Below are 25688 nucleotides of genomic sequence, written 5' to 3'. Positions count from 1 at the left end.
TTTGGTGACTTTCTCTTGGCGGCCAAGAGAAAGTTACTGCGCCGCCGGGCGCACACCCCGGCCTCCGCCCTCAACCAAGGCACGCAGCAACCATGAACGCACAACTCAGCGTCGGCCGCGTCCTACCCCCCAACTCGCATTCCACTGCTAGCGCCCCAAGCAACAAGCAAGCACATTGTCGCCAGTGCCCGCCGTGGGCACGGCACCCGGAGATGCCATGCGCGCGCCCATAACCACAACACACCACCACAACCCTCACCCACCAGGCCGTCGCCATGGCTGACGCATCCCAAGCCTGGTGGCAACAAATCGCCACCACCATCGCCTCCGAATTCTCCGACGTCCCCGACGCCGGCGAAGCCACCCGCATCGTCGTGCGCCTCACGGTGGCCGGCGTCCTCGGCGGCCTGCTCGGTTGGGAGCGCGAGCACGCAGGCAAGGCCGCCGGCATACGCACCCACATGCTGGTGGCCATGGGCGCCGCGCTGTTCGTGCTGGTGGCGCAGCAGGTCGGCATCGGCCCGGCGGACAACAGCCGCGTGATCCAGGGCATCGTCGCGGGGGTTGGCTTTCTCGGTGCCGGCACCATCCTCAAGGGCGATGGCGATGGGGAGTCCCAGGTGCGGGGCCTGACCACCGCCGCCGGCATCTGGCTGACGGCGGCCATCGGCGTGGCCGCGGGCCTGGGGCGCGAGATGACGGCGGTGCTGAGCACCGTGCTGGCCCTGGCCGTGCTCTGGGCCATCCCGATGCTGCACGACGCGACGCAGAGCCGTTCGCAGCGCGGTGGCAAAGAAAAGGAACCCACGAAGGCCGATTGATCAGCCGGCAGGGCAAGCGTCTCGCGGCATGGGAATGCTGGCAGCCCACTGGCAGCAGGCCTGGGCTACACTTTTTGCAAAGCCCCGCACTGCGTTGGGGACCGATCCCATAGCCCACGATTGATTGCCGCCATGACGCCTCACCCCACCCCGGCTGACCTTGCAGCCATTGCACCGCCAGGAGCCTCCGGTGGCTGAGCCCAGCGCCCAGGCCGCCACATCCAGCCAGACCTCCGCCACCGCGCCCCTCTCGGCCAACCTGCGCGGCATCATCGCCATGTGCCTGGCGGTGGGCTGCTTTTCGGTGATGGACGCACTGCTCAAGACCCTGTCGGGCAGCTACCCGGCCATGCAGGTCGCGTCCATGCGCGGCCTGGCGGCATTGCCCCTGGTGACGCTGTACGTGCTGTGGCGCGGCGAGGTGCGCGGCCTGCTCAAGGTGCGCTGGCCGCTGCACCTGCTGCGCGGCGCGATCAACATCACCATGCTGGCGCTGTTCGCCTTTGCGCTGCGCGAGCTGGGCCTGGCCGAGGCCTACACGCTGTTCTTCATCGCCCCGCTGCTCATCACCGCTCTGTCCACCGTGGTGCTGGGCGAGAAGGTGCGCGGCGCGCACTGGGTGGCCATCGTGCTCGGCCTGGTGGGCGTGGTGGTGGCCCTGCGCCCGAGCCAGGAGGCCATGCTCTCCGTGGGCGCGCTGGCCGTGCTGGGCGCGGCCACGGGCTACGCCATCTCGGCCATCGCCGGGCGCCTGCTCACGCGCACCGATTCGAGTGCCAGCCTGGTGTTCTGGACCACGGCCATGCTGGCCCTGGGCGCCACGGCCCTGGCCCTGCCGCAGTGGAAGGCGTTGGACGCATCCCACTGGCCGCTGGTGGCCGCCATGGGGGTGTCGGGCTTTCTCGGCCAACTGGCGATCACCGAGGCCTTCCGCCACGGCCAGGCCTCGGTCGTCGCGCCATTCGAGTACACCGCCCTGGCCTGGGGCATGGGGCTGGACTGGGTGCTGTGGCAGGCCGTGCCGGGTGCCTACACCCTGATCGGTGGGGCCATCATCATCGGCAGCGGGCTGTACCTGGTGCGCACGGAGCGCAACCAGCAGGCGGTGCTGCCACCTTGAGCCCCTGGCCCGCACCGCCACGGCGCGTGGTCCCACAATGCGCGGGCGCGCGCAACGCTGTAATGGAAAAATGCCAACAGCGGCCCTGCCGCATGAGGATTTGCCATGACACAACCAGCACACACCCAGCACGCCACCATCCACGGCCATGTGACCTACACGCCTGGCGATGGCGCGCCCATCACCATCCCCGAAGGTCCGGTGGAGTTGATCACGTCACCCGACAGCACCACGCTGAGCTGGTCGGTGGAAGACGATATCGCGGGCTCGGCCGCGATACCGAAGGACCAGTACAACCAGTACGTCCGCGACGGTAAGATCCGCCTGACCAAGCATTGAGCTGATGCAGGCCCATGCAAGCCCTGGACCTGCAGCGGCATCGGGAGGCCAGTGACGGCCATCCGTGATGCAGCTCAGGCCTGCAGGCCCGGCGGTACAAGGACCACCTCCCGATTGTCCTGCCTGCCGGACAGTGTTTCCCAGCCATGCTGCCTTGTGGACCCCCAGGTGGGCACCTATATTCGATCCATCGCGCCGAGATTCCCCACTTCTCCTCGGGCCAAGGAACCGCATGACCACCCCCACCTTCCCCACGTTCTTCGTCTCCCACGGCGGCGGCCCCTGGCCGTGGGTCGACGGCATGAAGCAGCTGTTCGCCAAGACGGCACGTGAGTTTGCAAATATGCCTGGCCTGTTGCCCGCCAGGCCCAAGGCCATACTCGTCATCACCGGCCACTGGGAGGCGCAGGAGTTCACCGTCTCCACCGCCGAGCACCCGCCCATGGAATACGACTACTCCGGCTTCCCTGAGCACACCTACCGCATCCAGTACAAAGCCCCGGGGTCGAAGCAAATCGCAGGACGCGTCGGCGAGCTGTTGACCACCGCCGGCATCGGCTGCAAGGAAGATGCCCACCGCGGCTTCGACCACGGCACCTTCGTCCCCCTGAGCCTGATGTACCCCGAGGCCGATGTGCCGGTGGTCATGCTGTCGATGAAGTCCAGCTACGACCCGGCGGAGCACATCCGCCTGGGCCAGGCCATCGCGCCGCTGCGGGACGAAAGCGTGCTCATCATGGGCAGCGGCCTCACGTACCACAACATGCGCGGCTTTGGCCGGCCGCAGTCCACGCCGGTGGCCGAGGCCTTCGAGGGTTTCCTGAACGACGCAATCACCGCCCCCAGCGCGCAGCAGCGCAATGACATGCTGGTGCATTGGCAAGAGGCCCCAGCCGCACGCCTGGCGCATCCGCAGGAGGACCACCTGATTCCGCTGATGGTGGTGGCAGGCGCCGCGGGTGCCGACGTGGGCCACCGGGTCTTTGTCGACCATGCCATGGAGGTGGCCATGGCCTCCTACCAGTTCGGCTGACAGGCCTTTTTCAACGCCCTTGCACCTATGATGGGTGCCCCTCTGCAGATCCATTGCCCATGCACCGCGAAGAAGACATTCTCCAGTTCTGGTTCCAGGAACTCACGCCCCAGCAGCAATTCCAGAAAGACGAGGTGCTCGACCAGACCATTGCCACCCGCTTTGGCGCCACGCTGCAGGCTGCAAGGCAGTGCGAGTTGGCGCCCTGGCGCGCCACGCCCGAAGGGCGGCTGGCCGAGATCATCGTGCTCGACCAGTTTTCGCGCAACATCCACCGCGATACCGCTCAGGCGTTTGCGCAAGATGCGCAGGCGCTGACCCTGGCCCAGGAACTGGTGGCCAGCGGGCAACACCACGCACTGCCCGCCGCGCAGCGCGCTTTTGCCTACATGCCCTACATGCACAGCGAATCGCTGGTGATCCACCTGCACGCCATGGAGCTGTTCGACCAGCCAGGGCTGGAAAACAACCTGGCCTTCGAGATCAAGCACCGCGAGATCATCGAGCGCTTTGGCCGCTACCCGCACCGCAACCAGGTGCTGGGGCGGGTCTCGACGGCGGAGGAAACGGCATTCCTCGCGCAGCCGGGATCGTCTTTCTAAAGCGTGAGGGAAGCGCGGCCCACGCCGTCGAATTCCACTTCTACCGCCTCACCCCTGGCAGCAGGCAGCAGCCCCACCCACGACCCGGTGGTCACCACCGTACCGGCCGCCACGGTCGCGCCGTTGCGCGTGGCGTGCTGCAGCCAGGTGGGCAGCAGCCACACCGGATCGGCCAGCGGGTGGGTGCCCGTGCGCAGCACCGGCTCGCGCGTGCCGATGCGGGCCACGCAGCGCTGGGCCGCCCAGTCGCGCGCCACATAGGGCACCCACTCGCCCAGCACCAGCGCGCCGTGCGACTGCAGATCGGCCAGGCGCAGCAAGGCGGCTGCATCGCCGCCCTCTTGCCAGCGCGAATCCACGATCTCGATCGACACAGCCATGGCATCGACGAACATGCCCGCTGTCTCGGGCGTGAGCGCCGCCGCCTGCGCGGGCGACACGGCCTGGCCCAGGCGCAGCGCGATCTCGGCCTCGATGCCGATGGTGTGGAACTGCATGTCGGCATACTGCGCCGGGCTGCTGCGCACGCCCGCTGGCGGCAGCGGTGCATGCGTGAGTACCACCTGGCGGTTGGCCCCACCTGACTTCCAGTGCCGCGCTGGCCCCGGCGGGAACCAGCCCATGGCATGCCCCACCGCTTCCTGCACGGCATAGGCCGCAGGCGCATCGGCAAGCGCCCCACCCCAGGGCAAGGCGCTGATGGTGTGCCCAGCCTGCCATGCGGCCACCAGGGCCTGGGTCAATCCGGTCGTCGGGTCTTGCTCAGCCATCGTTGTTCAACTTTCTACCTTGACGTTGCCTTCCTTCACCACCTTGCCCCACTTGGCGATTTCGGTGGCGATGAAGTCCTTGAATTTGTCGCGCGTTCCACCGCCGTCTTCGGCGCCATAGGTGTCCATGCGCTCTTGCACGTCGGGCATGGCCAGCACGGTGTTCACGTCGCGGTTGATCTTGTCGGCGATGCCCGATGGTAGCTTGCCCGGCCCCGCCAGCCCGTACCAGGTGGTGGCCTCGAAGCCGTTGAAGCCCTGCTCCTGCATGGTCGGTACGCCGGGGTGGCCCTTGGCCCGCTTGGTGCGCGTCTGCGCCACGGCGGCCACCTTGCCGCTCTTGACGTGCGGGGTGGCGGCAGTCATCGTCTCGAAGCAGTACTGGATCTGGTTGCCCATGAGGTCGGCCAGCGCGGGCGCGCTGCCCTTGTAGGGCACATGCAGCGCATCCACGCCCGCCTGCAGCTTGAACATCTCCAGCGCCAGGTGCTGGGCCGATCCCGGGCCTGCCGAGCCGAAGCTCACCTTGCCGGGGTCGGCCTTGCACAGCGCCACGATCTCCTTGACGGTCAGGGCCTTCTGCCCCGGCCCCGCGATCAGCAAGTTGGGCGTGACGCCCACCATCACGATGGGCACGAAGTCGCGCTGCACGTCGTAGCGCAGCTTGGGCTGCAGGCTGGGCGCCAGCGCATGGCTGTTGATGTGCGCCATCAGCAGCGTGCTGCCATCGCTGGGCTGCTGCGACACGTACTCGGCCGCCAGCACGCCCGAGACACCGGCTTTGTTCTCCACGATGACCGACTGCTTCCACATCGTGGACAACTTGGTCGCCACCACGCGCGCCAGCGCATCGGTGCCGCCGCCGGGCGGAAAGCCCACGATGATGCGCACCGGGCCGCTCGGCCACTCCTGCGCGAACAGGCGTGGCGCGCCCAGGGTGGCCACCGCCGCGCCTGCGGTCTGGATCAGGGAACGTCTTTTCATCATCGCTTGTCTCCTTCGTTGGCTCTCTGAGCCTGGTTTGAATGAACCCAGCAAGGCGCCGCATCAGGCACGCGCAACGCACCCGGCGGCAGAAAAACACGGTGTCTCCACGGCTCCAGGCCGCGCCGGGCACGGCGAAGGCCAGCGCACGCGCGCTGGCCTGGTACCCCGATCAGGAAAAAGAGGAACGGGCGGCGTTCACGCCGCCTTCTTCAATGCCGCAGGCGCCGCATGGCTGGCGAAATAGTCCATGCTCGCCTGTACGCCGCTGCCCGCCAGGGCGATGCCCGAGAGCTTCATGCCCATCTCCACGCCGGCCACCATGGCCACCAGCGTGAGGTCGTTGCTGTCGCCCAGGTGGCCCATGCGGAACATGCGGCCTTTGAGCTTGCCCAGGCCCGTGCCCAGCGAGAGGTCGAAGCGCTGATGGATCAGGCGGCGCAGGGCATCGGCGTCCACGCCCTCGGGCGTGATGACGCCCGTGAGCACGGGCGAATACACGGCCGGGTCGGCACACTGGATGGGCAGGCCCCAGGCGTTGACTGCGGCGCGCACGCCCGCACCCCAGCGCTGGTGGCGCGCGAAGACGTTGTCGAGCCCCTCGGCCAGCAGCATGTCCAGCGCTTCGGACAGGCCGTACAGCAGGTTGGTGTTGGGCGTGTAGGGCCAGTAGCCGTCCTTGTTCATCTCCACGATCTCGTCCCAGGCCCAGAAGGCGCGCGGCAGCGTGGCGGTCCTCGATGCTTCGAGCGCACGCGGCGACAGGGCGTTGAAGCTGATGCCCGGGGGCAGCATCAGGCCCTTTTGCGATCCGCTGATGGTCACGTCCACGCCCCACTCGTCGTGGCGGAAGTCGGCGCTGGCCAGGCCCGAGATACTGTCCACCATCAACAGGGCCGGGTGACCCGCCGCGTCGATGGCCTTGCGCACCGAGGCGATGTCCGATGTGACGCCGGTGGAGGTTTCGTTGTGCACCACGCACACGGCCTTGATCTTGCGCTCGGTGTCCTTGCGCAGGCGGGCCTCGATCAGGTCGGCCTGCACGCCGCGGCGCCAGCCGCCGGCCAGGGGCAGGTGCTCGTCCTTGCCCTCCCAGGCGAGGAACTCGGTGGAGATACCCAAGCGCGTGGCCATCTTCTGCCACAGCGAGGCGAAGTGCCCGGTCTCGAACATCAGCACATGGTCACCCGCACTCAGGGTGTTGCACAGGGCCGCCTCCCAGGCGCCAGTGCCCGAGGCGGGGTAGATCGCCACCGGGTGGCGGGTCTGGAAGATCTTCTGGATGCCCGCGAGCACCTTCAGCCCCAGGCCCCCGAACTCAGGCCCCCGGTGGTCGATGGTGGGCAGGCTCATCGCCCGCAAAATGCGGTCTGGCACCGGGCTCGGGCCCGGGATCTGCAGGAAGTGGCGGCCGGTAGGATGAAAGTCGAGTTGAAGCATGGAGCGTCCTTTCTGCCCTCAGTTTTGCATGCAAAAAACACAATTGCATGCGGGAATACCCCTAAATTAGCCAATTGCGCCGCCAATTTTTTGCATGCAAAATTCAACCAAGAAAGCAATCCATGGCTGAAATCATTGAAATCTCTCGCCTCGCACTGCACGACCAGGTCGCTGCGCGGCTGCGCACCATGCTGGTGGAAGGTCATATCGCGCCCGGCGCCAAGCTCAATGAACGCGAGCTGAGCGAGCAACTGCGCGTATCGCGCACCCCGCTGCGCGAGGCCATCAAGCTGCTGGGCGCCGAGGGCCTGGTGGACCTGCTGCCCAACCGGGGCGCGGTGGCCGTCAAACTCACCGAGGCGGACGTGGTGAACACCTTCGAGGTGCTGGCCATGCTCGAAGGCATGTCGGGCGAGCTGGCCGCGCAGCGCATCGGCGATGAAGAGCTGGCCGAGCTGCGCGCCGTGCACTACGAAATGATGGCCTGCTTCGCACGGCGCGACCTGTCGGGCTACTACCGCATCAACAACAACATCCACACCGCCATCAACGCGGCGGCGCGCAACCCGGTGCTCACGGCCACCTACCGCTCCATCAACGCGCGCGTGCAATCGCTGCGGTTTCGCACCAACCAGAACGAAGCCAAGTGGAAGCTGGCCGTGGCCGAGCACGAACAGATGATCGAAGCCCTGGCCGCCCACGACGCCGATGCCATGCGCAAGGTGCTGGTGGCGCACGTGCTGCGCAAGCGCGACACGGTGCTGGAGCTGCTGCGCGCCGGCGAGATCTACCCCAAGCCCAAGCGAAAAGCCTCTACCTAGGACCCTGCCCCATGCGCATCGAACCCGCCAGCAGCCTGCAGCCAGCCGGTACCACCCTGCCCCCCAACGAGACCTGCGAGGCGCTGGCGCGGCGCCTGTCTGCCGAGACCGAGGGCGAGGTGCTGTTCGATGCCGGATCGCGCGGGCGTTATGCGACCGATGCTTCCATCTACCAGATCATGCCGGCCGGCGTGCTGGTGCCGCGCACCGAGCGCGACATCGCGGTGGCCATCGACATCGCGCGCGATCTCAAGGTGCCCGTGCTGGCGCGCGGCGGTGGCACCAGCCAGTGCGGCCAGACCACCGGTGCGGCGCTGGTGATCGACAACACCAAGCATTTCCGCAAGGTGCTGGAACTGGACGTGCAAGCCCGCACGGCCACGGTGGAGCCCGGCATCGTGCTCGACCACCTCAACGCACAGCTCAAGCCCCACGGCCTGTGGTACCCGGTGGACGTTTCCACCAGCGCCCAGGCCACGCTGGGCGGCATGGCGGGCAACAACTCCTGCGGCTCGCGCTCCATTGCCTACGGCAACATGGTCCACAACGTGCTGGGCGCGAGCGCCTGGCTGAGCGACGGCGAACTGGTCGATTTCGGCCCCCTGGCCACGCTGGGCCCGCGCGCCACGGCCATCGCGCAGCATGTGCGGCAGCTCGCCGCGCAGCACCGCAGCGACATCGCCGAGCACTGGCCCAAGGTGCTGCGCCGCGTGGCGGGCTACAACCTCGACATCTTCGACAACCAGAGCGAGAAGCCCTACACCGCCGACGGCAGCGTGAACCTGGCGCACCTGCTCATCGGCGCCGAGGGCACGCTGGCCTACACGCGCAGCCTCACGCTCAAGCTCAGCGAGCTGCCGCGCGCCAAGGTGCTGGGCATCATCAACTTCCCCACCTTCCATGCAGCGATGGACTCGGCGCAGCACATCGTCAAGCTCGGCCCCACGGCGGTGGAGCTGGTGGACCGCACGATGATCGAGCTGGCCCTGGCCAACCCGGCTTTTCGCCCCACGGTGGAGACGGCACTCATCGGCAAGCCCGCCGCCATCCTGCTGGTGGAGTTCTCGGGCGCCGACAAGGCCGCCCTGCTGCCGCAACTGCGCCAACTGGTGGAGCTGATGGGCGACTTGGGCATGCCCGGCAGCGTGGTCGAAATGCCCGACGAGGCCCCGCAGAAGAACCTGTGGGAGGTGCGCAAGGCGGGCCTGAACATCATGATGAGCCTCAAGGGCGACGGCAAGCCCGTGAGCTTCATCGAGGACTGCGCCGTGCCGCTTGAACACCTGGCCGAGTACACCGACGGCCTGACCGAGGTGTTCGCCAAATACGGCAGCCGCGGCACCTGGTACGCCCACGCCTCGGTGGGCACGCTGCACGTGCGCCCCATCCTCGACATGCGCACCGATGGTGCCGCCAAGATGCGCGCCATTGCCGAAGAAGCCAGCGCGCTGGTGCGCAAGTACAAGGGCGCCTTCAGCGGCGAGCACGGCGATGGACTGTGCCGCGGCGAATGGATCGAATGGCAGTTCGGCCCCCCGATCAACGAGGCGTTTCGCGCCATCAAGAACCACCTGGATCCGATCGGCCTGTTCAACCCTGGCAAGATCATCGACCCGCCCAAGATGGACGACGGCGCGCTGTTCCGCTTTGCCCCGCCCACGGCGCCCAAACCCTACAAGCGCATCCCCCTCACCCCCGTGCTCGACTGGTCCGCCTGGAACGTGCAGGCCGACCCTGTGACCGAGGTGACCACCGCCCCCGGCACCGGCGGCGACGTGACCGGCGGCTTTGCCAAGGCCGTGGAGATGTGCAACAACAACGGCCACTGCCGCAAGTTCGACGCCGGCACCATGTGCCCCAGCTACCGCGTGACGCGCGACGAGCAGCACCTGACCCGCGGGCGCGCCAACACCCTGCGCCTGGCCGTGTCGGGCCAGCTCGGTCCCGACGCCTTCACCAGCGAAGCCATGCACGACACCATGGCACTGTGCGTGGGCTGCAAGGGCTGCAAGCGCGACTGCCCCACGGGCGTGGACATGGCCAAGATGAAGGTCGAGTTTCTGGACCACTACAAGCGCCGCCACGGCCATACGCTCAAGGACCGCCTGGTGGCCCACCTGCCCGGCTACGCGCGCACCGCCAGCCACTTCGCCTGGCTGCTCAACCTGCGCAACACCGCGCCCGGCGCGGCCTGGCTGGGCGAGAAGCTGCTGGGCTTCTCGGCCAAACGCTCATTGCCCGCCTGGCGCAGCGACACCTTCTGGCGCAGCCACGACAAGGCACTGTTCAGCAGCCAGGCCGACACCATCGCCGCCGCCCAAGCCGGCCGCAAGGCCGCCGTGCTTTTCGTCGACACCTTCAACGGCACCTTCGAGGCCGAGAACGCCCTGGCCGCCGCACGCGTGCTGCATGCCGCGGGCTATGTGCTGCACACCGTGGAGAAAGCTGGCGGCCACCACTGCTGCGGCCGCACCTACCTGGCCACCGGCATGGTCGATGAAGCCAAGAAAAAGGCAGGCGCGCTCATCGACGCCCTGCTGCCCCTGGCCCAGGCCGGCATCGCCATCGTGGGCCTGGAGCCCTCGTGCCTGCTCACCCTGCGCGACGAGGCCCTGGTGATGGGCCTGGGCGAGAAGGCCGTGACGGTGTCCCAACAGGCCCTGTTGTTCGAGGAGTTCCTGGCCCGCGAGGCCAAGACCGGCCGCTTTGCGCCATCCCTCAAGTCCGCAGGCAAACCCATCCTGCTGCACGGCCACTGCCACCAGAAGGCCTTCGGCGCCGTGCCCCCCATCCTGGAGGTGCTGCGCCTGATCCCAGGCGCGGCGCCCGAGCTCATCGAAAGCTCCTGCTGCGGCATGGCCGGCAGCTTTGGCTACGAGGCATCGCACTACGAGGTGTCGATGCAGATGGCCGAGACCGCGCTGCTGCCCGCAGTGCGCAAGAACCCCGATGCCATCGTGGTGGCGGACGGGACGAGTTGCCGGCACCAGATTGCCGACGGTGCGCAGCGCGAGGCGGTGCATGTGGCGCGGTTGCTGGATGGGCTGCGGGTGTGAAGTGGGTTCGCTGCGGAATGAATAGGGTGGCGCCCGGTATTTCAGTTCTGCTATGGGCCAAAGTTCGCGCTTCATCATTGATGCGCGGGCGGAGAAGTCCATAGGTCAGGACTTCCTTGCCGGCTCTCTGAATTCCGAAAAGCAGGATTGAAGAAAGGCCATCGCTGCCAGTATCTTGGGAGCCCTGTGCCTGGTGCTCAAAATCACAGCATACACAGGGCTGCTACCCGGACGCATGAGCTTGCCCAAGACTGGACGGAGCCGCCCCTCTTCAACCAGAGCGTTGCCAACAACGTCATTGATTCGCGCGATTCCGGCTCCGCACAGTGCCAGAGAAATGACAGAGGCGCTGCTGTTCACGCGCACATTCCCCTGCACTTCCAAGGTGACTGGAGCCCCGTCGCAATGAAACTCCCATCGATTGTGGGACCTGGTGGCCGCATTGGAGATAAGTCGGTGCTCTGACAAGTCGTCGATCGACTTCGGAGTGCCCCACTTGCGCAGGTAGGCTGGTGATGCATATAGGGCACGGCCATGTGTACCCAGCGTTCTGGCAATTGCAGCCTGAGCAGGTTCAGCGCCCGCGCGAATGGCGATGTCTATCGATTCGTCCGCCATGTCCACCAAGCGATCTTCCACCTGCAGTTCCAGGGACAGCCCGGGATGGAGGTCGGCCAGCTTGTGCAAGCGGGGGATCACCACATACTCCGACAGCAACTGGCTCACGCTGATTCGCACCATGCCCGAAATGCTATTGCTGCGCCCGCCAATACCGTCCTGAAGCTGGCCAACTTCATCAAGGATTCTGCGGGCGTGCTCCAGAAAAACTTCCCCTTCTTCTGTCAAGGACAGGCTGTGGGTAGTTCGATGGGCAAGCCGCAAACCGCAAGCGGCCTCAATGCGCGCAATTCTTCGCGACACATGGCTGGGGGCGACATTGCGATCACGTGCAACCGTTGAGAACGACTGCGCGTTCGCCACTTGCAAAAACAAAGAAAAATCATCCAGGTTCAAATCATTCATGGTTGTGCATTTTCTGCACAAGCATTGATCTGCGCAAAGGATTTCCACAACACCGTGGACATCGCACAGTACGCCAGCGCGGATGTCCCGTGCACAGCGCAAGACCGAGCCACGCAGAGTCATGCACCCAGCAAATCATTCCTGGAGAAAAAATGCCACTCACACTCATCATCACCGAAGGTCTTCTGCCGAAAGACCGCCGACATACGACGATGGCCCGGCTCTCTGAAGCTTTCTTGAAGCTGCACGGCTTGACCGGCAACAAATTCTTCACACCCAATGTGATTGGACACATTGCCGACGTTTCTGCCGACAGCACATTTGCGGGCTTGAAGCCCACACCTGTCGCCATCGTCGAGTGGCTGACGCCAGCCTTCGCTTTTGCGTCCAGAGAGATTCAGGAAGCCTATGTGGCCGAGGCCACGCAGATCATCTACGACGCCTGCGACGGCAAGCACCCGCGCGAAAAAATCTGGGTGAACCTGAAGTACGCCATCGACGGCATGTGGGGCATTGGTGGCAAGGCCTACACCAACGAAGAACTGGGCGCTGCGGCAGCCCGAGGCTGACAAAGCTCCCGACTGGCTGCCGATCCGCCGATGGGCAGCCAGTTCACGAATCCACACAAGCCGCACAGGCCAGAGCATGACCCACATCGCAGAGACTTCATTCAATGGCCGACCCACGCGCCTGTTACACACCATGCTTCGGGTTTACGACCTGGAGCGTTCCGTGGACTTCTATACCAGGCTGCTGGGAATGACACTGATGCGCAAGGAGCGCTACCCGCAGGGGCAATTCACTCTGGCCTTTCTCGGATACGGGGAGGAAAGCACAGCCGCGGTCATCGAGCTGACGCACAACTGGGGCGACCGGACTTATGCCATTGGGGATGCCTTCGGGCACATCGCAGTAGGATGCAGCAACGTTCATGCGACTTGCAGACTGCTTGAGCGCGCCGGCGCCACGGTCATCCGCCAACCCGGCCCCCTCTCTGAAATGTCGCCAGACCGGACACACATCGAACACATCGCCTTCATCCAGGACCCGGACGGCTACCGGATTGAATTGGTCCAGCAGTAGCCCTGCAAACACCCCGGAGACCCTCACGAGGCGGCATACCACCCGTCCAAATGGGTGCTCCCACCACCAGGCCATATCAGCTCATCCGACATATGACCAAGCTGCATCGCAAGGCGATGGTTGGAGCGCTGAACGTTGCGGCTGCAGATCGTTGCTCTCCATCGATCCCCGCACCCTCGGCGTAGGCAGAGGGATGAGCCGAATCAGCCCCGCGTCATCTCACGGCGGACACTCCCGACAGGCCGGAACCCGTCGTACGGCGCCTGAGCACCGCAATCAGCACATGCGCTCCCACGGCCAGCGCCATCAGCGCCAGTGCACCCAGCCCCCAGATGACCCAGGCCAGTACCGAGACAGCCCCGGACAGTGCCGGCACAGTTTCCAGCGCCGCCTGCACGACGCCCCCCACGGAGGCAATCACACCGCCGAACTCCTGCGCCAACTGGGGCGGTACCCAGACCTTGATCCAATCGGGCAGCAGGACTGCATCCATGGCGGCAGTACCGCCGGCCAGGGCGCCGGCGCTGCCGACCGCCCAGACCGTCACCGCGTGCGCGCCCCAGCAGGCCAGTGACCACAGGGCCAGCAGCATGAACGACAGAAACCAGCTGATTGCGTAAAACATGGAACGTTGTCTTTCTGAAATATCAAGCGCCAAGTATGGGCATGGTGGAACGGAATAGACACCAGGCTCAGCCGAATCTAGTATTCGGTTTTTCCGAACCGGAGACCGCATGCTGAACTACCGCCATCTTTACTATTTCTGGATGGTTGCCAAGGAAGGCGGCTTTGCCCGCGCCGCCGACCGCCTGGAGATGGCGGTGCAGACCATCAGTGCGCAGGTGCGCGATCTGGAGAAGGCCCTGGGGCACCAGTTGCTCAAGCCAGCCGGCCGCGGGGTGGCGCTGACCGAGGCGGGCCAGGCGGCGTATGCGCGGGCCGAAGAGATATTCCAGTTGGGGCAGAGCATTCCCGATGAAGTGCGCGAAGCGGCCAGCGCCAAGGTCGCGCGGCTCTCGGTGGGGCTGTCCGACGGCATCTCCAAGCTGGCAGCACATGCGCTGCTGGAGCCGGTGCTGGCCACCCCGCACCTGCGCCTGGCGTGCCACGAGGGGGAGTTCGACGAGCTGCTGTCCGAGCTGGCGCTGCACGAACTGGACGTGGTGCTGGCCGGGCAGGCCGCGCCGCGCAATCCGAACCAACGCCTGTCCAGCGAACGGATCGCCCGCTCCGCGCTGCAGTGGTACGGGCCGGCCTCGCTGGTCCGAAAGAGCACGCGCGACCGGTTTCCACAGTCGCTGCAGGACCTGCCGGTGCTGTTGCCCACCTTCCATTCGCCGCTGCGCTCCACGCTGGACCACTGGTTCCAGGACATCGGGGTGCAGCCCCGGGTGGTGGGCGAGTTTGAAGACAGCGCCCTGCTGGCCGTGTTCGCGGCACGGGGGTTGGGGGTGTTTCCGGTCAGCCAGCTGGGTGCCCAGGACGTGGGGCTGGTGCGCGGGCTGCGCTTGCTGGGCGATTGCCCCGGCATCAGCGAGGAGGTGCATGCCATCTGGTCACGCCGCGGGCAGCACCACCCGCTGGTGCGCCAGATGGTGGACGCTGCACGCGCATCGTAGCTGCGCCGCGGTAGTGCGCAGCCGGTGCGCTGCCTCAGCTGTGCGCAGGCAATTTGCCGATGCGCCATTGCGTCAGCGCGGCCCGCATGATCCATGCCTCCTCAGCCGCAACGTGGCGGTCCGCCATGGCAGCGGCGTCGGCAAAGAACAGCACCTTGTGCTGCAGGCCAGGGTCGGTCACTTCGGCCATGAGCGCGTCCAGGGTGGCCTGGTCGATGCTGCCGGTGAGCAGGCGGCGCTCGTGCGCGGCCATCAGCAGGTCCTCGCACAGGGTGTGCAGCACCTGGGCGAAGTCGCCGGGCGCCAGGCCGAGTTCGCGCTCGATGTCCTGGCCGTAAAGGGCCTCCAGCTCCTGGCGGCTGACGTTGCCGTCGGAGATCAGCAACAGGGCGACGATACGGGCTGCTGCTTCGGGGCTGTTGTGGGGGTAGCTGCGCATGATTTTTTCCTTCTCGGGGGCTTTGTATTCAGGACGGTGTGGCCATGCCACAAGGGTGGGTTCTGGGTGCAGGTGCGGGACGCATGCCCAGGGGCTCAGTCGCGGTAGCGGTAGCGGCGGCGCGGGTGTTCGCGCTGGGAGGAATGGACCCGGATGGGAACCAGCGCCGGTGCACGCAGCAGTGCGCTGCGCCCTTGCGACCACGGCCAGACCCACTGCAGCACCTTGGCACGCAGCGAGCTCAGCAGGGAATGGACAGACATCAATGGCTTCATGAAGCACCTTGCAGTGGTTGGAACAAGCTTGAATGTGCGGCCACCAGGTTGCTTCAAGAAGCAGGTTTTTCATGACACCTGCATCGGTTTTACCGAACCTGAATCAGAAAGATGCCTACGCCAACCACAGGCTTTACAGATACTGCCTGCAGAAAAAACCTGCTGTTACCGCCACACTGCGCGGGCTAAGGTGCGCACTCCAACCCAAGGAGAACGCTGATGCAGATACTTTTCAAGTCCCGCCATCCCGATGCTGCGTTGATGCGCGAGGCCGTCGAGCGCCGGGTGCGCTTTGCGCATCGGCGCCTCAAAGCGCTGGTGCCGCGTGCCTATGTTCAACTGGCCGACGTGAACGGCCCCCGGGGCGGGTTGGACAAGCGCTGCCAGATCGAGTTGCGCACGGATGGCGCGGGATCGGTGGTGGTGTCGTCGGCAGCCAAGGACTGGCGCACTGCACTGGACGAAGCGCTGGCGCGCGCGGCCCGGCACGTGCTGCGCACCGTGCGCCGCGCCACACCAGCAGGAACCTGCCTGCGCTTGAGGCGTAGGGGGTAGGCCGCGCCTGCGCGGCGTCAGCCCCTCAGATCGGCCGCGTCAGGTACACCGCCTCGCGCCCCACGATGGGCTCGCGGGTGGGCATCATCACCGTGCAGTCGTCGCACAGCGCGCGGATCTCCACGGTGCCGTCGGTGGCGATGAGTTCGTCCTTGGCGAAGGTCTCGAAGCCTTCCAGTGGCCGGGTGAACGCGAAGTCGGGAGTGCGCACCATGCAGGTCTCCAGCAGCTCGAAGCGGCGCTGTGGGGCGGGTGCAGCGCGGTCGGCACGCGGTGCGGTCAGGCCGAAGTGGGCGATGAAATCCTGCGCCACCAGGGTGGCCAGGTCGGCCGCCGATTTCAAAAAGTGCTGGCCGCATTCGACCACCATGGCCACCCCGGCATCGCCCAGGGCCTGGCCGTGGCGGCCGTGCTGGATCAGCGGCGTGCCGGAGCCCAGGCCGTTGGGCATGACCATGTGCACGGGGGGCAGGCCGATGGCTAGGGCCGCCGCCGAGTTGCGCTCGTAGGCAGGGTAGACCCAGAAGGGCTGCACATCCTGGCTGGTGGAGTGGATGTCGAGGATGTGGTCGGCCGCAGCCACCACGGGGCGCAGCTCGCGCGCGCGGCGCAGCTCGGGGCTGTCGTCGCTGCCGTCGAGCTCGGCGGCCGACCATACGCGGTTGAGGTTGTGCACCAGCTGGCGGCTCTCGAACGGGCGCGACTCGTCGAACGACTCGTAGGCCGCCACGTTGGCGAAGCTGATGGTCAGCGTGCCGATGAGGGGGCGCACGCCGCTGTCGAGCAGGTGCGTGGCCGCGACCATGCCGCAGATTTCGTTGCCGTGGGTGAGCGCGTTGACCAGCACATGGGGGCCGGGCTTGCCCGATTCGAAGCGGTGCACATAGTCGATGCCGACATTGCCCTGGCGGTAGGCGGACAGGTCGCGGGGCAGCACTTCAAACAAGGGCGGGTTCTGACTCATGGTGGGAGGGTTTAATTAATAAGACAACACATCATTGTCGACCCAAAGTGCCGCGCGTGCACGCGGTGTACGATGCCCGCCGACTGTTCGTTGCCCTGAAAGCACCATGCCCAGCCTGCCCAGCCTGCGTTTTGTCCCCCTGGCCGATGTGGCCCACCTGCTCCCAGCCGACTCCTGGATCGCCAAGCGCCTGCGCGACGACCCCGAGGGGCTGGCCGATGAAACCGCCGCCTGGATCACTGGCGACATGCAGTGGCCCGAACTGCACCTGGACACGCCGCTCGTGGCCGATGGCGGCCTGCACCATTTGGCCCAGACCCAGCCGGACGCCGCCCCCCTGCCCCGCCGCGCGCCTTACCTGGTCCTCATCGAAGGCAACCTGCGCATCGACGGCGCACTCACCGCCAGCGACACCGATGGCACGGCGAACCTGGTGGTGCTGGGCAGCCTGCAGGTGCAGCATGCGGTGATCGGCGGGCAGCTGGTGTACGTGCAGGGCGCGCTCACGGTGGATGAACTGCTCTGGGGCCACTACAACCATGGCGACCTGCAGGTGAACGGCGGCCTTACCGCGCGCGTGGCGCTGTTCACCGACGAATACCACGTGCAGGTGGCCGGCGGCGAGCAGGTGGAGTTTCTGCTCGACGAGGCGTGCGGCGTGCCCAGCCTGGCGGAGTTTTCCGCCGAGGTGGCAGGCCTGGTGTTTGCGCCCGAGTTCTTCGACGGCATCGACGACGGTGCGGACGGCATCGGCGCCCTGCTGTCGCGCGACCGCGTGGTGGAGGCCGTGCGCGCCGGCGAGAGCCCCCTGCGTGCCAGCGCCGAGATCACCGCCGACATGCCGCTGGCCAGCGACCTTTTCGCCGACGAAGCCATCAGCGTGGCCAACATCCTGGCGGCGGTGAATTCGCCCATCGTCACGCACAAGGAGAAGAAGGCGCCCGGCTGGTTTGGCCAGACCGATTTTTCGCTGTGCCGCCGGCATGTGGATGCCGATGGCGACCAGCGCGACGACAACGTGTTCATCACCGTCTGGAAGACCTGGGACTTTTACCTCTCGGTGGAGCGCGAGCCCCAGCGCAAAGGCCTGCTGGCACGCCTGGCGGCTGCCGTGCTGCGCCGGCCCATCCCGTTCATCGAGGTGGCCACGCTGATCTACCGCGGCTACACCGAGGGCACGCCCGACGGCTGGAAGGTGCTGGACGATGAGGCGCCGGCCGAGGCACGCGAGGCCGCTACCCGGGCCTGGCGCGGCGTGCTCGACTATGTGCGCCTTGCGGTGGGCCAGTCGCGCGCCGGCTACCCGCTGTACCACCGGCTGCAGGCCGAGCTCACGCCCCGGCGCATCGAGCAGTTCACCAGCCTGCCCTATTTCACCGAGGAGTACAACGACTGGTGGGACAGCGACAAGAACGGCGAGTGGCATGGCGACGTGTGGGTGGGTGCGCGCCAGCCCTGCCTGCACGAGGGCGAGCCCTATGGCCGCGCGCTCAAGCTGAGCTGGGAGAACGGCGAACCCCGGCCCGGCGACGATTCGGACGATGCCTACGGCGCCTACCAGCTCGACATCGACGAGGCCCGCGCGGGCCCGCCGGTGGTGGAGTTCAAGTACACCCAGCGGCAAAGCGAGGCCCGCACCACACTGCCCCGCGGTGCGGTGGACCACATTGCCCGGCTGCTGCGCATCTACGCCCAGGTAGAGGCCCAAATACAGGGCGCGCACGAGCAGCAGCAGGCGCACCAGGCAGAACAGCGCCGTATCGAAACGGCCGTGCACCTGCTGGCCACGCCGCCCCTGGCCGACGACCTGCCGGATTCTGCCGTGTTCCCGGTCGAGCTGATGCTGCTGTCCGGGCAATGGCAGAGCGGCGGCGAAACCTATGTGGCCGCGATCCGCGCGCACCAGTTCGCGATGACCGCCCGCGAGCAGGAGCGCGACGACGGCGCGCAAGATGAAGATGAAGACGAGCCCACCGCCGACCTGCCGGAAGACCCGCGCAAGGCCAGTGCGCCCACGGTGCTGCAGCTCGCGCGCCTGGTGAACCGGCATGCCGACGAAGCGCTGGCCGCGCGCTTTCGCCAGCGCTTTGCCTTTGCCCCCGATGCCTATGTGCGCACGGCGGCCAAGGCGGGGCAGTTCATCGGCCCGGTCTATCTGCTGGCCGATGGCCGCATCCTCGCGCGCATCGGCCCCAGCTACAGTGAATCGGCGCACTGGGTGCAGATCGATGGCGCAGTGCCCACCTCGCTGCCAGCGCTCCAGGGCCTGGGGCGCTCGGCCGACGGCAGCTGCTTTGCGCAGAGCGACGGCATCCACATCACCACGCACCAGGGCTTTGGCGGCGCGCAGATTGCGCAGTTGCCGCTGCCACGGGGCAACGAGGGCATCCCCGAGTCCATGGGGCTGGTAGCAGGATCATTGGGCCAGCGCTGCGACGAGATCATTCCTTTCAACGACGGCCAGCGCGTGCTGCTGCGCAACCCCACCGGGGTGTACCTGGTCAGCGCGGCCCACGGCGTGCAGCGCCTGCACCCGCAGGAGTTCGACGAGGGCGATGGCGACGCGGACGATGGCGGCCCCTACACCTGGCCCAAGAACCACCAGGATGCGGCCGACGGCGAGCCCCCGGGCAGCCTGCTGGCCATGGACATGCTGCACATGGCCCTGTCGCCCGATGAGCGCTTCATCGCCCTGGGCGACCAGGACAGCGCCCACATCCTGCTCAGCGCGCAGGACGGCCGGCCGCTGCGCACGCTCAGCACCCAGTCCTCGTACCCGCACCACGCGCGCTTCTCGCACGACGGCACGCGGCTGTGGTTCAACTCCTGCCACCTGTACAACGGCATCACCATCGCCACGCCCGTGGATGCGGCCGGCGACACCGAGGGCACGGTGGTCGACACCCAATGGCGCGTGTACGCCTCGGCCACGCTGCCCGGCATGGTGGTCATGGGCGACGCCAGCGGCTACGTGCATGCCATGGACGATGAGGGCAGCACGCTGTGGCGCCACCACGTGGGCAGCAGTATCAGCGCCATTGAGGCTTCGGGGGACGGCAGCACGCTGCTGGTGGGCAGCTACGGCGGCTACCTGGCCGTGCTGCAGCGCACGGAGACGGGGCTGGACCCCTACTCCATCGGTACCTCGCCCTACATGGAGGTACGCCGCTGGATCTTCTGGGACAACGAGCCCACACCACTGCGCTGGTGAGCCCTCGCCCGACCGCTCATACGGATTTGCATTCGACCGTATAACTAGGCGGGAAGCCGCAGACAGTGCTGTAGCACGGCAAGGCGAACCAACGACGTTGGACGGTTGAAGGCAAATCCGTATCAGAAATGCGGACCGGGCCCTTCCTGGGCCAGCGCATCCTGGGCATTGCGCAGCGGGCAGACCTTGAGCGACAGGCAGCCGCAGCCGATGCAGCCGTCGAGCTGGTCGCGCAGCGACGTGAGCGTGCGGATGCGTTCGTCGAGGTCCTCGCGCCAGCGCTCCGAAAGCCGGCGCCAGTCGGCCACCGTCGGCGTGCGGCCAGCGGGCAGGGCCTGCAGCGCCTCGCCAATCGCTGCCAGCGGCACGCCCATGCGCTGGGCCACCTTGATCACCGCCACCCGGCGCAGCACCGAGCGCGGGTAGCGCCGCTGGTTGCCCGCGCTGCGCACACTGGCGATCAGGCCGCGCGTTTCATAAAAATGCAGGGCCGACACCGCCAGCCCGCTGCGGCGCGCCACCTCGCCCACCGAAAGATCGGCGGCCAGCTCTGCCATGGAATCGCCGTGTGCGTCGTCGTGCTGCTTCATGACCCTGCTCCGAAAAGTGCCCGTTGACCTCAACTTAACTTGAGGTTGAATACTAACAGCCTCTTCCACGATTTTCAGGACCACACCCATGTTGCAGATCGCTTCGCGCCTGACCCCGGCCAACGCCGCCACGCTCGCCCACATCAACCCCGAAGGCGTTTACGACCCGGCCCCCAATGGCTACACGCACGTGGTGGTGGCGCCTGCGGCGGGCCGCACCGTCTATGCCTCGGGCCAGGGCGGCGAGAACCTGGCGGGCGAGCTGTCGCCCGACTTTGCCGAGCAGCTTGCGCAGGCGCTGGCCAACATGCGCACGGTGCTCGAAGCGGCGGGCGCCAGCGTGCATGACGTGGTGCGGCTCACGCTGCTGGTGGTGGACCACACCGAAGCCCGCCTGGCCCTGTGGACCGAGGCCGCCCGCCGCGTGTGGGGCGATGCGCCCACACCCGGCTGCACGCTGATCCCTGTGCCGCGCCTTGCGCTGGACGGCATGCTGGTGGAAGTGGAGGCCACCGCCGTGGTCACAACCGCGCAGGCATGACAGCGCCACGCTGCCCGGCGCCTTGAAAAAGAGCCGCCTTCAGTCATGCCGAGCACCCCGGTTGTGGCGTACCATGCTGCGCAGCGGTCCCATCCGGAGACCCACACAGGAGGACCCATGGCCAAAGGTGAACAGCGCAGCAACAAGATGGCGAAAAAGCCCAAGAAGGACACGTCGATTCCCAAGGAATCCCACGGCTCTGACCGCCCCATGCCGCCCGTGACGGCCGTCGTGCCACGCGGCAAGGAAAAGAACAAGTAAGAAAGTCCGGCGCCCCCTTGCCGTACCGAAAGAAAGCCCCCGCTACCACAGGCAGCGGGGGCTTTCTTTTTTGAATTCAGACGAGGGGGCCCGGAGCCAGCCTGGCCAGCCAGTCTTCCTGCGGCTCGGGCCGGCCGAACAGATAACCCTGGTAGAAGATGCCGGGCGCACGCTGGCGCAAAAAGTCGGCCTGGGCCCGCGTCTCCACCCCTTCGGCCACCACGCGCAACCCGAAGTGGCTGGCCACCGACAGGATGCCCTCGACCAGCACCCCGTCGTCGGCGTTGGTGGGGGCCTCGTGCACGAAGCTGCGGTCGATCTTGATCTCGCGGATCGGCAGGCGCTTGAGGTAGGCCAGCGACGAGTAGCCCGTGCCAAAGTCGTCCAGCGAAAACTCCACCCCCAGCGCGCCCAGCTCGCGAATCTTGGCCACGGCATCGTCGAAATCGTCGATCACCAGGCCCTCGGTGACTTCCAGCGTGAGCAGGGACGGATCGGCCCCCGAGGCCGCCAGCAGCGAACGCAGCTGCGGTATGAAGCCGGCCTGGCGGAACTGGCGCGCACTGAGATTGACCGACAGGCGCAGGCCCCGCTCGCGCATGGCGGGCAAGGCCAGCAGCGCCAGCGAATGCGCGAGCACCCAGGTGCCAAGGTTCACGATCAGGTCCGACTCTTCAGCGATGGGGATGAAGGCGCCGGGCGCCAGCAGGCCATCGCGCGGGTGCTGCCAGCGCACCAGCACCTCGGCCCCCGTGAGCTGCCCCTGCGCATCCACCTGCGACTGCAAGAACAGCCGCAGCTCGTCGCCCGCAATCGCCTGGCGCAGCGTGCGCTCCACCTGAAAGCGCTGCTCCGCCGCCTCGCCCATGCCCTCCTCGAAGAAGGCCGAGCGCCCGCCCCCCGCCTGCTTGGCCCGGTGCAGCGCGGTGCCCGCGCGGCGCAGCGCCTCCTGGGGCGAGTCGGCCGGGCTCTGCGGGTACAGCGTGATGCCGATGCTCGCGCCGAGCTGCGCCTCGTCGGCATAGCCCTCCAGGCGCAACGGCTGCAGCAGCCGCGCCTGCACCTGCTCGGCAAAGGCCAGCGCGCGGCGGCTGGCCTGCGGCCCCTGGGTCGCCAGGTCGTGCAGCACGATGGCGAACTCGTCGCCGGCCACGCGCACCAGCAGGCCCTGCTCGGGCAGCAGCTCCGACAAGCGCAGCGCCACGGCGCACAGCAGGCGGTCGCCCATCTCGCTGCCGCGCGCGTCATTGAAGGTGGTGAAGCGGTCCAGGTCCAGCAGCACCAGTGCGTGCAGGGCCCCCGGCGCGCCGGGGGCACGTCCCGCGCGCCATTGCAGGGTGGCCAGCCGGTCCACCAGCATCCGGCGGTTGGGCAGGCTGGTCAGGGCATCGAAATGCGCCAGGCGGTGGATCTCCTCGGCCGCGCGCTTGCGCTCGGTGATGTCCTGCTTGAGCTCCACGTAGTGGCTGATGTGCCCGTCGGTCTGGCGGATGGGGGCCACCACCACGGCCTCGATGATCTCCACGCCGTCCTTGCGCCGGTTGACCTGCTCGCCCGCCCAGTTCTCGCCGCGCGCCAGCGTGTCGCGCAGGCCCAGGCGCTGGGCCGCGGCCATGCCGTTGCTCGACACCAGGGCCGAGGGCTGGCCCAGCACCTCGTCGCGCGCATAGCCTGTGCGGGCCAGGAAGGCGGCGTTGACGTATTCGATGCGCCCGGTCAGGTCGGTGATGGCAATGCTCTCGGGGCTTTGCTCCACGGCGCGCAGCAGCTTGCGCAGCTCGGCCTCGCTGGCGGCCAGGCTCGACGCGGTGTGCTGCGCCTCCTGCACACGGCGCAGGTAGCTTCGCCGCGACAGCAGCGTGGCTGCGGCCGTCACGGCCAGCACGCCGGTGAGGTAGGCCAGGTAGGCCAGGCGGTTGCCATAGCGTGCGTCCGGCAGCAGGCCGCGCAGGTCGGCCCAGAGGAAGAACAGCAGCAGCACACCCGTGCAGCCGGTGAGCCACAGCGTGGCGCGTGCGCCCAGAATCCAGCCCGCAAACACGATCAGCACCGGAAAATTGAGCAGGTTGGGCCCGCGCAGGCCGCCATTGCTGGCCGCCACCAGTGCCACGACGCCCCAAACCCCCCAGACCAGCACCAGCGCCGCCTGGTGCCAACGCCCCATGCGGCCCAGCACCACGGCCAGGGCGCCCATGCCGCCCGCACCCAGGTTGAGCAGCACGTGCGTCCAGGAAAGGGGGCTGTCCCGCAGCAGCAGCGCGGCGATCAGGGTCCCGGTGACCGCGACCACCCACGAGCCGGCCCGCACCAACTGCTGCGTGGTGGCGTCGTCTCGCTCAGAGGGCAGCAGGTGGGCAACAGCGCGCATGGTGTAAGCGGTGGCAACCGGTGGCAACCGGTGGTGACCATGGTAACGCGATACACCGCGCCTATCGAGTCCTCAATTGCCACCGGCCGGACAGCCAGTTCAGCCGCCCGTCACCCGAAGGGTTTATGAGCCGGCGTCGCCGCTGTCGTCGCCAGGTGCCGGCTCGCGCACGCCCGAGCCCTTGCCCTTGGACTTGGCGCGCGCGTCCTTCTTGGCCTGGCGCTTGGCGTCCTCGGCCAGGCCCACGGCGCGCCAGGCCTCGAACTCGTCAGGCGTCTCCAGCGTGATGCGCCCCAGGATGGCGGTGCGAAAGTCGGTCATCACGATCTCGGCCGTCTTTTGCAGGTTCACCCGGCCACCGCCCAGCATGGCGCCGCGCTTGCGGCCGATGGCTTCGAGCAGTTCCTCGTCGTGCATGGTGGCCATGGCGCCTTCAGGCAGGCCCAGCTTGTAGCGCGCCTCCAGCAGCGGCGCATAGTGCTGCTGCAGGCGGCGCAGCAGCTCCAGCGCCACCAGTTCCTCGTCGTAGGCATTGCGGCCCACGGCGCCGCTGGCGGCCAGGTTGTAGCCGCTTTCGGGCACGATGATGCGCGGCCACAGCATGCCGGGCGTGTCCCAGAGGTAGAAGTCGTCGGCCAGCGTGATGCGCTGCTCGATCTTGGTGATGCCGGCCTCGTCGCCGGTCTTGGCCTGGCGCTTGTTGGTCAGGGTGTTGATCAGCGTGGACTTGCCCACGTTGGGCACGCCGCAGATCAGCACCCGCATGGGCTTGGCCATGCCGCCCCGGTTGGGCGCCAGGCGGTGGCAGCCGTCAATGAGCTTGCGCGCGGGCGCGGCTTCGGAGGCATCGAGCGCCACGGCGCCCGTGCTGAGCTGGGCGTTGTACCAATCGAGCCACAGCGCCGTGCGCGCCGGGTCGGCCACGTCCTGCTTGTTGAGCACCTTGAGCGTGGGCTTGTGCCCCGTGAGCTCGACCAGCAGCGGGTTGGCGCTGGAGCCGGGCAGGCGCGCGTCCAGCACCTCGATCACCACGTCGATGTCCTTGATACGTTCGGTGATGGCTTTCTTGGTCAGGTGCATGTGACCGGGGAACCACTGGATGGCCATGCGGGGGTACTTTCTTGGGGGAAACTAAGCGAAATCAGGGTGAGAAGGATAATCGCGGATTGCCCCGGGGCTTTCATTGGCCCCATGGGGACCCGCTTTCCGCTCTGTACCGCCATGCCCACCAACGACAACACCCCACGCAACTCCACCCAGGCCAAAACCGACAAGGAGATGCTGTTCAAGGGCGTCACCTGCGCCCTCATCGGCCTGGTGATCCTGCTGGCGCCCTACGTGGCGCGCTCGGGCAGCGTGCGCGACCTGATGGCCCAGGCCACGCTGGTGGGCTGGTTCGCGCTGGTGCTGGGTGGCGGCTTCATCGTCAACTACCTGCTGCGCAGGGCCAAGCGCAAGCCGTGAGCGGCACCACCACCACCACCACCACCGCCATACCCGCCCGCGCGACCGACGCCGCGTCGGCCCAGGCGATGTTCGCACAGTTGCAGCAGCAGGCTGGGGCGGCGGGCATCACCTTGCGCGCGCCACCGCCCGAGCCTACGAGTTGCTGTGGGCGGGGGTGCAATGGCTGTGTGTGGGAGGGGTTTCTGGATGCGGCAGATTACTGGCGCGAGGAGGCGCTGCTGCAGTTGGGTTGACGGAGCGCTGCTACCGGTTCTGGTTCAGCGGTTTGGTCTCTGCGGTAGCGGCATGCTTTGATTGAGTGCGGGA

27 protein-coding genes are annotated in these 25688 nt (G+C 67.2%); 16 read left to right on the top strand and 11 right to left on the bottom strand.

The annotated features are described in order from the left end of the window. The first annotated feature begins 275 nt into the window (after nt 1-275). From ASE31_RS29725 to ASE31_RS29705, 5 genes are all read left to right on the top strand, one after another. A complete protein-coding gene (locus ASE31_RS29725; RefSeq protein WP_057206686.1) occupies nt 276-821 on the top strand; it encodes an MgtC/SapB family protein in 546 nt (181 codons plus the stop codon). 190 nt (nt 822-1011) lie between these two features. Continuing rightward, nucleotides 1012-1941 carry a DMT family transporter gene (locus ASE31_RS29720; RefSeq protein ID WP_082604439.1) on the top strand — a complete coding sequence of 310 codons (930 nt, stop codon included), beginning with the start codon at nt 1012-1014 and terminating at the stop codon, nt 1939-1941. Nucleotides 1942-2046: 105 nt separating this feature from the next. Further along, on the top strand, nt 2047-2280 hold the full coding sequence (locus tag ASE31_RS29715; protein WP_057206684.1) for a hypothetical protein: 234 nt from the start codon (nt 2047-2049) through the stop codon (nt 2278-2280). A 232-nt stretch (nt 2281-2512) separates the two neighbouring features. Then, complete coding sequence (locus ASE31_RS29710) at nt 2513-3313, top strand: class III extradiol ring-cleavage dioxygenase (RefSeq protein WP_057206682.1); 801 nt, start codon at nt 2513-2515, stop codon at nt 3311-3313. 59 nt (nt 3314-3372) lie between these two features. Next, the gene (locus ASE31_RS29705) at nt 3373-3915 is read left to right on the top strand and encodes a DUF924 family protein (RefSeq protein ID WP_057206733.1); all 543 of its coding nucleotides are present in this window, start codon (nt 3373-3375) and stop codon (nt 3913-3915) included. Here the strand turns inward: ASE31_RS29705 and ASE31_RS29700 are convergent. From ASE31_RS29700 to ASE31_RS29690, 3 genes are all read right to left on the bottom strand, one after another. Then, nucleotides 3912-4685: a fumarylacetoacetate hydrolase family protein gene (locus tag ASE31_RS29700; protein ID WP_057206680.1), complete on the bottom strand. Its 774-nt coding sequence runs from the start codon at nt 4683-4685 to the stop codon at nt 3912-3914. The genes ASE31_RS29705 and ASE31_RS29700 overlap by 4 nt on opposite strands. 6 nt (nt 4686-4691) lie before the next feature. Next, the gene (locus ASE31_RS29695; RefSeq protein WP_057206731.1) at nt 4692-5669 is read right to left on the bottom strand and encodes a tripartite tricarboxylate transporter substrate binding protein; all 978 of its coding nucleotides are present in this window, start codon (nt 5667-5669) and stop codon (nt 4692-4694) included. 198 nt (nt 5670-5867) lie between these two features. Beyond that, entirely contained in the window at nt 5868-7109 is a 1242-nt protein-coding gene (locus tag ASE31_RS29690) for an alanine--glyoxylate aminotransferase family protein (RefSeq protein ID WP_057206678.1), read from the bottom strand. A 122-nt stretch (nt 7110-7231) separates the two neighbouring features. Between ASE31_RS29690 and ASE31_RS29685 the strand changes: the two genes are divergently transcribed. After that, nucleotides 7232-7930: a GntR family transcriptional regulator gene (locus tag ASE31_RS29685; RefSeq protein ID WP_057206675.1), complete on the top strand. Its 699-nt coding sequence runs from the start codon at nt 7232-7234 to the stop codon at nt 7928-7930. A gap of 11 nt (nt 7931-7941) precedes the next feature. Then, nucleotides 7942-10986, top strand: a complete 3045-nt coding sequence (locus ASE31_RS29680; RefSeq protein ID WP_057206673.1) for an FAD-binding and (Fe-S)-binding domain-containing protein — start codon at nt 7942-7944, stop codon at nt 10984-10986. A gap of 105 nt (nt 10987-11091) precedes the next feature. Here the strand turns inward: ASE31_RS29680 and ASE31_RS29675 are convergent, their stop codons facing one another. Then, a complete protein-coding gene (locus ASE31_RS29675; protein ID WP_162261450.1) occupies nt 11092-12009 on the bottom strand; it encodes a LysR family transcriptional regulator in 918 nt (305 codons plus the stop codon). A gap of 152 nt (nt 12010-12161) precedes the next feature. Here ASE31_RS29675 and ASE31_RS29670 point away from each other — a divergent pair, with 152 nt between their 5' ends. Both ASE31_RS29670 and gloA read left to right on the top strand, forming a co-directional pair. Continuing rightward, nucleotides 12162-12578, top strand: coding sequence for a hypothetical protein (locus tag ASE31_RS29670; RefSeq protein WP_057206669.1), 417 nt, complete (start codon nt 12162-12164; stop codon nt 12576-12578). A gap of 76 nt (nt 12579-12654) precedes the next feature. Continuing rightward, nucleotides 12655-13092, top strand: a complete 438-nt coding sequence (gene gloA / locus ASE31_RS29665; RefSeq protein ID WP_057206667.1) for a lactoylglutathione lyase — start codon at nt 12655-12657, stop codon at nt 13090-13092. A gap of 214 nt (nt 13093-13306) precedes the next feature. Here the strand turns inward: gloA and ASE31_RS29660 are convergent, their stop codons facing one another. After that, entirely contained in the window at nt 13307-13717 is a 411-nt protein-coding gene (locus tag ASE31_RS29660) for a hypothetical protein (protein ID WP_057206665.1), read from the bottom strand. Nucleotides 13718-13826: 109 nt separating this feature from the next. Here ASE31_RS29660 and ASE31_RS29655 point away from each other — a divergent pair, with 109 nt between their 5' ends. Next, nucleotides 13827-14711, top strand: coding sequence for a LysR substrate-binding domain-containing protein (locus tag ASE31_RS29655; protein ID WP_057206663.1), 885 nt, complete (start codon nt 13827-13829; stop codon nt 14709-14711). Between the two features lie 34 nt (nt 14712-14745). Here ASE31_RS29655 and ASE31_RS29650 read toward each other — a convergent pair whose 3' ends face one another. Both ASE31_RS29650 and ASE31_RS31990 read right to left on the bottom strand, forming a co-directional pair. Continuing rightward, nucleotides 14746-15150 carry a hypothetical protein gene (locus tag ASE31_RS29650; protein WP_057206662.1) on the bottom strand — a complete coding sequence of 135 codons (405 nt, stop codon included), beginning with the start codon at nt 15148-15150 and terminating at the stop codon, nt 14746-14748. A gap of 95 nt (nt 15151-15245) precedes the next feature. Beyond that, nucleotides 15246-15413, bottom strand: coding sequence for a hypothetical protein (locus tag ASE31_RS31990; protein WP_157412707.1), 168 nt, complete (start codon nt 15411-15413; stop codon nt 15246-15248). A gap of 231 nt (nt 15414-15644) precedes the next feature. Between ASE31_RS31990 and ASE31_RS29645 the strand changes: the two genes are divergently transcribed. Then, entirely contained in the window at nt 15645-15980 is a 336-nt protein-coding gene (locus ASE31_RS29645) for an HPF/RaiA family ribosome-associated protein (RefSeq protein ID WP_057206661.1), read from the top strand. Between the two features lie 25 nt (nt 15981-16005). Here ASE31_RS29645 and ASE31_RS29640 read toward each other — a convergent pair whose 3' ends face one another. Then, the gene (locus tag ASE31_RS29640; protein WP_057206660.1) at nt 16006-16944 is read right to left on the bottom strand and encodes a succinylglutamate desuccinylase/aspartoacylase family protein; all 939 of its coding nucleotides are present in this window, start codon (nt 16942-16944) and stop codon (nt 16006-16008) included. Nucleotides 16945-17050: 106 nt separating this feature from the next. On the opposite strand from ASE31_RS29640, the gene ASE31_RS29635 reads away from it, so the two are divergent. After that, nucleotides 17051-20155 carry a WD40 repeat domain-containing protein gene (locus ASE31_RS29635; RefSeq protein WP_082604434.1) on the top strand — a complete coding sequence of 1035 codons (3105 nt, stop codon included), beginning with the start codon at nt 17051-17053 and terminating at the stop codon, nt 20153-20155. A gap of 122 nt (nt 20156-20277) precedes the next feature. Here ASE31_RS29635 and soxR read toward each other — a convergent pair whose 3' ends face one another. Further along, on the bottom strand, nt 20278-20745 hold the full coding sequence (soxR, locus tag ASE31_RS29630) for a redox-sensitive transcriptional activator SoxR (RefSeq protein WP_235514805.1): 468 nt from the start codon (nt 20743-20745) through the stop codon (nt 20278-20280). 88 nt (nt 20746-20833) lie between these two features. On the opposite strand from soxR, the gene ASE31_RS29625 reads away from it, so the two are divergent. Both ASE31_RS29625 and ASE31_RS32310 read left to right on the top strand, forming a co-directional pair. After that, nucleotides 20834-21286: a RidA family protein gene (locus ASE31_RS29625; RefSeq protein ID WP_057206659.1), complete on the top strand. Its 453-nt coding sequence runs from the start codon at nt 20834-20836 to the stop codon at nt 21284-21286. Nucleotides 21287-21403: 117 nt separating this feature from the next. Then, nucleotides 21404-21547 carry a hypothetical protein gene (locus tag ASE31_RS32310; protein ID WP_164470725.1) on the top strand — a complete coding sequence of 48 codons (144 nt, stop codon included), beginning with the start codon at nt 21404-21406 and terminating at the stop codon, nt 21545-21547. Nucleotides 21548-21623: 76 nt separating this feature from the next. Here ASE31_RS32310 and ASE31_RS29620 read toward each other — a convergent pair whose 3' ends face one another. Continuing rightward, nucleotides 21624-23915 (bottom strand): bifunctional diguanylate cyclase/phosphodiesterase, encoded by a 2292-nt coding sequence (locus ASE31_RS29620; RefSeq protein ID WP_057206658.1) that lies wholly within the window; start codon nt 23913-23915, stop codon nt 21624-21626. A 123-nt stretch (nt 23916-24038) separates the two neighbouring features. Then, nucleotides 24039-25022: a ribosome biogenesis GTPase YlqF gene (ylqF, locus tag ASE31_RS29615; RefSeq protein ID WP_057206657.1), complete on the bottom strand. Its 984-nt coding sequence runs from the start codon at nt 25020-25022 to the stop codon at nt 24039-24041. A gap of 114 nt (nt 25023-25136) precedes the next feature. Here ylqF and ASE31_RS29610 point away from each other — a divergent pair, with 114 nt between their 5' ends. Further along, nucleotides 25137-25379, top strand: a complete 243-nt coding sequence (locus ASE31_RS29610; RefSeq protein WP_057206725.1) for a hypothetical protein — start codon at nt 25137-25139, stop codon at nt 25377-25379. Nucleotides 25380-25447: 68 nt separating this feature from the next. Beyond that, nucleotides 25448-25615: an oxidoreductase-like domain-containing protein gene (locus ASE31_RS29605; protein WP_057206723.1), complete on the top strand. Its 168-nt coding sequence runs from the start codon at nt 25448-25450 to the stop codon at nt 25613-25615. The last annotated feature ends 73 nt before the right edge of the window (nt 25616-25688 follow it).

It is taken from the genome of Acidovorax sp. Root217 (assembly GCF_001428645.1).
GTDB lineage: Bacteria > Pseudomonadota > Gammaproteobacteria > Burkholderiales > Burkholderiaceae_C > Acidovorax.
This window is presented reverse-complemented; position numbering and strand designations above follow the sequence as displayed.

Coding starts and splice junctions, on each gene's coding strand:
- ASE31_RS29725 (WP_057206686.1), top strand. CDS start 276: ATGGCTGACGCATCCCAAGCCTGGTGGCAACAAATCGCCACCACCATC.
- ASE31_RS29715 (WP_057206684.1), top strand. CDS start 2,047: ATGACACAACCAGCACACACCCAGCACGCCACCATCCACGGCCATGTG.
- ASE31_RS29710 (WP_057206682.1), top strand. CDS start 2,513: ATGACCACCCCCACCTTCCCCACGTTCTTCGTCTCCCACGGCGGCGGC.
- ASE31_RS29705 (WP_057206733.1), top strand. CDS start 3,373: ATGCACCGCGAAGAAGACATTCTCCAGTTCTGGTTCCAGGAACTCACG.
- ASE31_RS29700 (WP_057206680.1), bottom strand. CDS start 4,685: ATGGCTGAGCAAGACCCGACGACCGGATTGACCCAGGCCCTGGTGGCC.
- ASE31_RS29695 (WP_057206731.1), bottom strand. CDS start 5,669: ATGAAAAGACGTTCCCTGATCCAGACCGCAGGCGCGGCGGTGGCCACC.
- ASE31_RS29690 (WP_057206678.1), bottom strand. CDS start 7,109: ATGCTTCAACTCGACTTTCATCCTACCGGCCGCCACTTCCTGCAGATC.
- ASE31_RS29685 (WP_057206675.1), top strand. CDS start 7,232: ATGGCTGAAATCATTGAAATCTCTCGCCTCGCACTGCACGACCAGGTC.
- ASE31_RS29680 (WP_057206673.1), top strand. CDS start 7,942: ATGCGCATCGAACCCGCCAGCAGCCTGCAGCCAGCCGGTACCACCCTG.
- ASE31_RS29675 (WP_162261450.1), bottom strand. CDS start 12,009: ATGAATGATTTGAACCTGGATGATTTTTCTTTGTTTTTGCAAGTGGCG.
- ASE31_RS29670 (WP_057206669.1), top strand. CDS start 12,162: ATGCCACTCACACTCATCATCACCGAAGGTCTTCTGCCGAAAGACCGC.
- gloA (WP_057206667.1), top strand. CDS start 12,655: ATGACCCACATCGCAGAGACTTCATTCAATGGCCGACCCACGCGCCTG.
- ASE31_RS29660 (WP_057206665.1), bottom strand. CDS start 13,717: ATGTTTTACGCAATCAGCTGGTTTCTGTCGTTCATGCTGCTGGCCCTG.
- ASE31_RS29655 (WP_057206663.1), top strand. CDS start 13,827: ATGCTGAACTACCGCCATCTTTACTATTTCTGGATGGTTGCCAAGGAA.
- ASE31_RS29650 (WP_057206662.1), bottom strand. CDS start 15,150: ATGCGCAGCTACCCCCACAACAGCCCCGAAGCAGCAGCCCGTATCGTC.
- ASE31_RS31990 (WP_157412707.1), bottom strand. CDS start 15,413: ATGTCTGTCCATTCCCTGCTGAGCTCGCTGCGTGCCAAGGTGCTGCAG.
- ASE31_RS29645 (WP_057206661.1), top strand. CDS start 15,645: ATGCAGATACTTTTCAAGTCCCGCCATCCCGATGCTGCGTTGATGCGC.
- ASE31_RS29640 (WP_057206660.1), bottom strand. CDS start 16,944: ATGAGTCAGAACCCGCCCTTGTTTGAAGTGCTGCCCCGCGACCTGTCC.
- ASE31_RS29635 (WP_082604434.1), top strand. CDS start 17,051: ATGCCCAGCCTGCCCAGCCTGCGTTTTGTCCCCCTGGCCGATGTGGCC.
- soxR (WP_235514805.1), bottom strand. CDS start 20,745: ATGAAGCAGCACGACGACGCACACGGCGATTCCATGGCAGAGCTGGCC.
- ASE31_RS29625 (WP_057206659.1), top strand. CDS start 20,834: ATGTTGCAGATCGCTTCGCGCCTGACCCCGGCCAACGCCGCCACGCTC.
- ASE31_RS32310 (WP_164470725.1), top strand. CDS start 21,404: ATGGCCAAAGGTGAACAGCGCAGCAACAAGATGGCGAAAAAGCCCAAG.
- ASE31_RS29620 (WP_057206658.1), bottom strand. CDS start 23,915: ATGCGCGCTGTTGCCCACCTGCTGCCCTCTGAGCGAGACGACGCCACC.
- ylqF (WP_057206657.1), bottom strand. CDS start 25,022: ATGGCCATCCAGTGGTTCCCCGGTCACATGCACCTGACCAAGAAAGCC.
- ASE31_RS29610 (WP_057206725.1), top strand. CDS start 25,137: ATGCCCACCAACGACAACACCCCACGCAACTCCACCCAGGCCAAAACC.
- ASE31_RS29605 (WP_057206723.1), top strand. CDS start 25,448: ATGTTCGCACAGTTGCAGCAGCAGGCTGGGGCGGCGGGCATCACCTTG.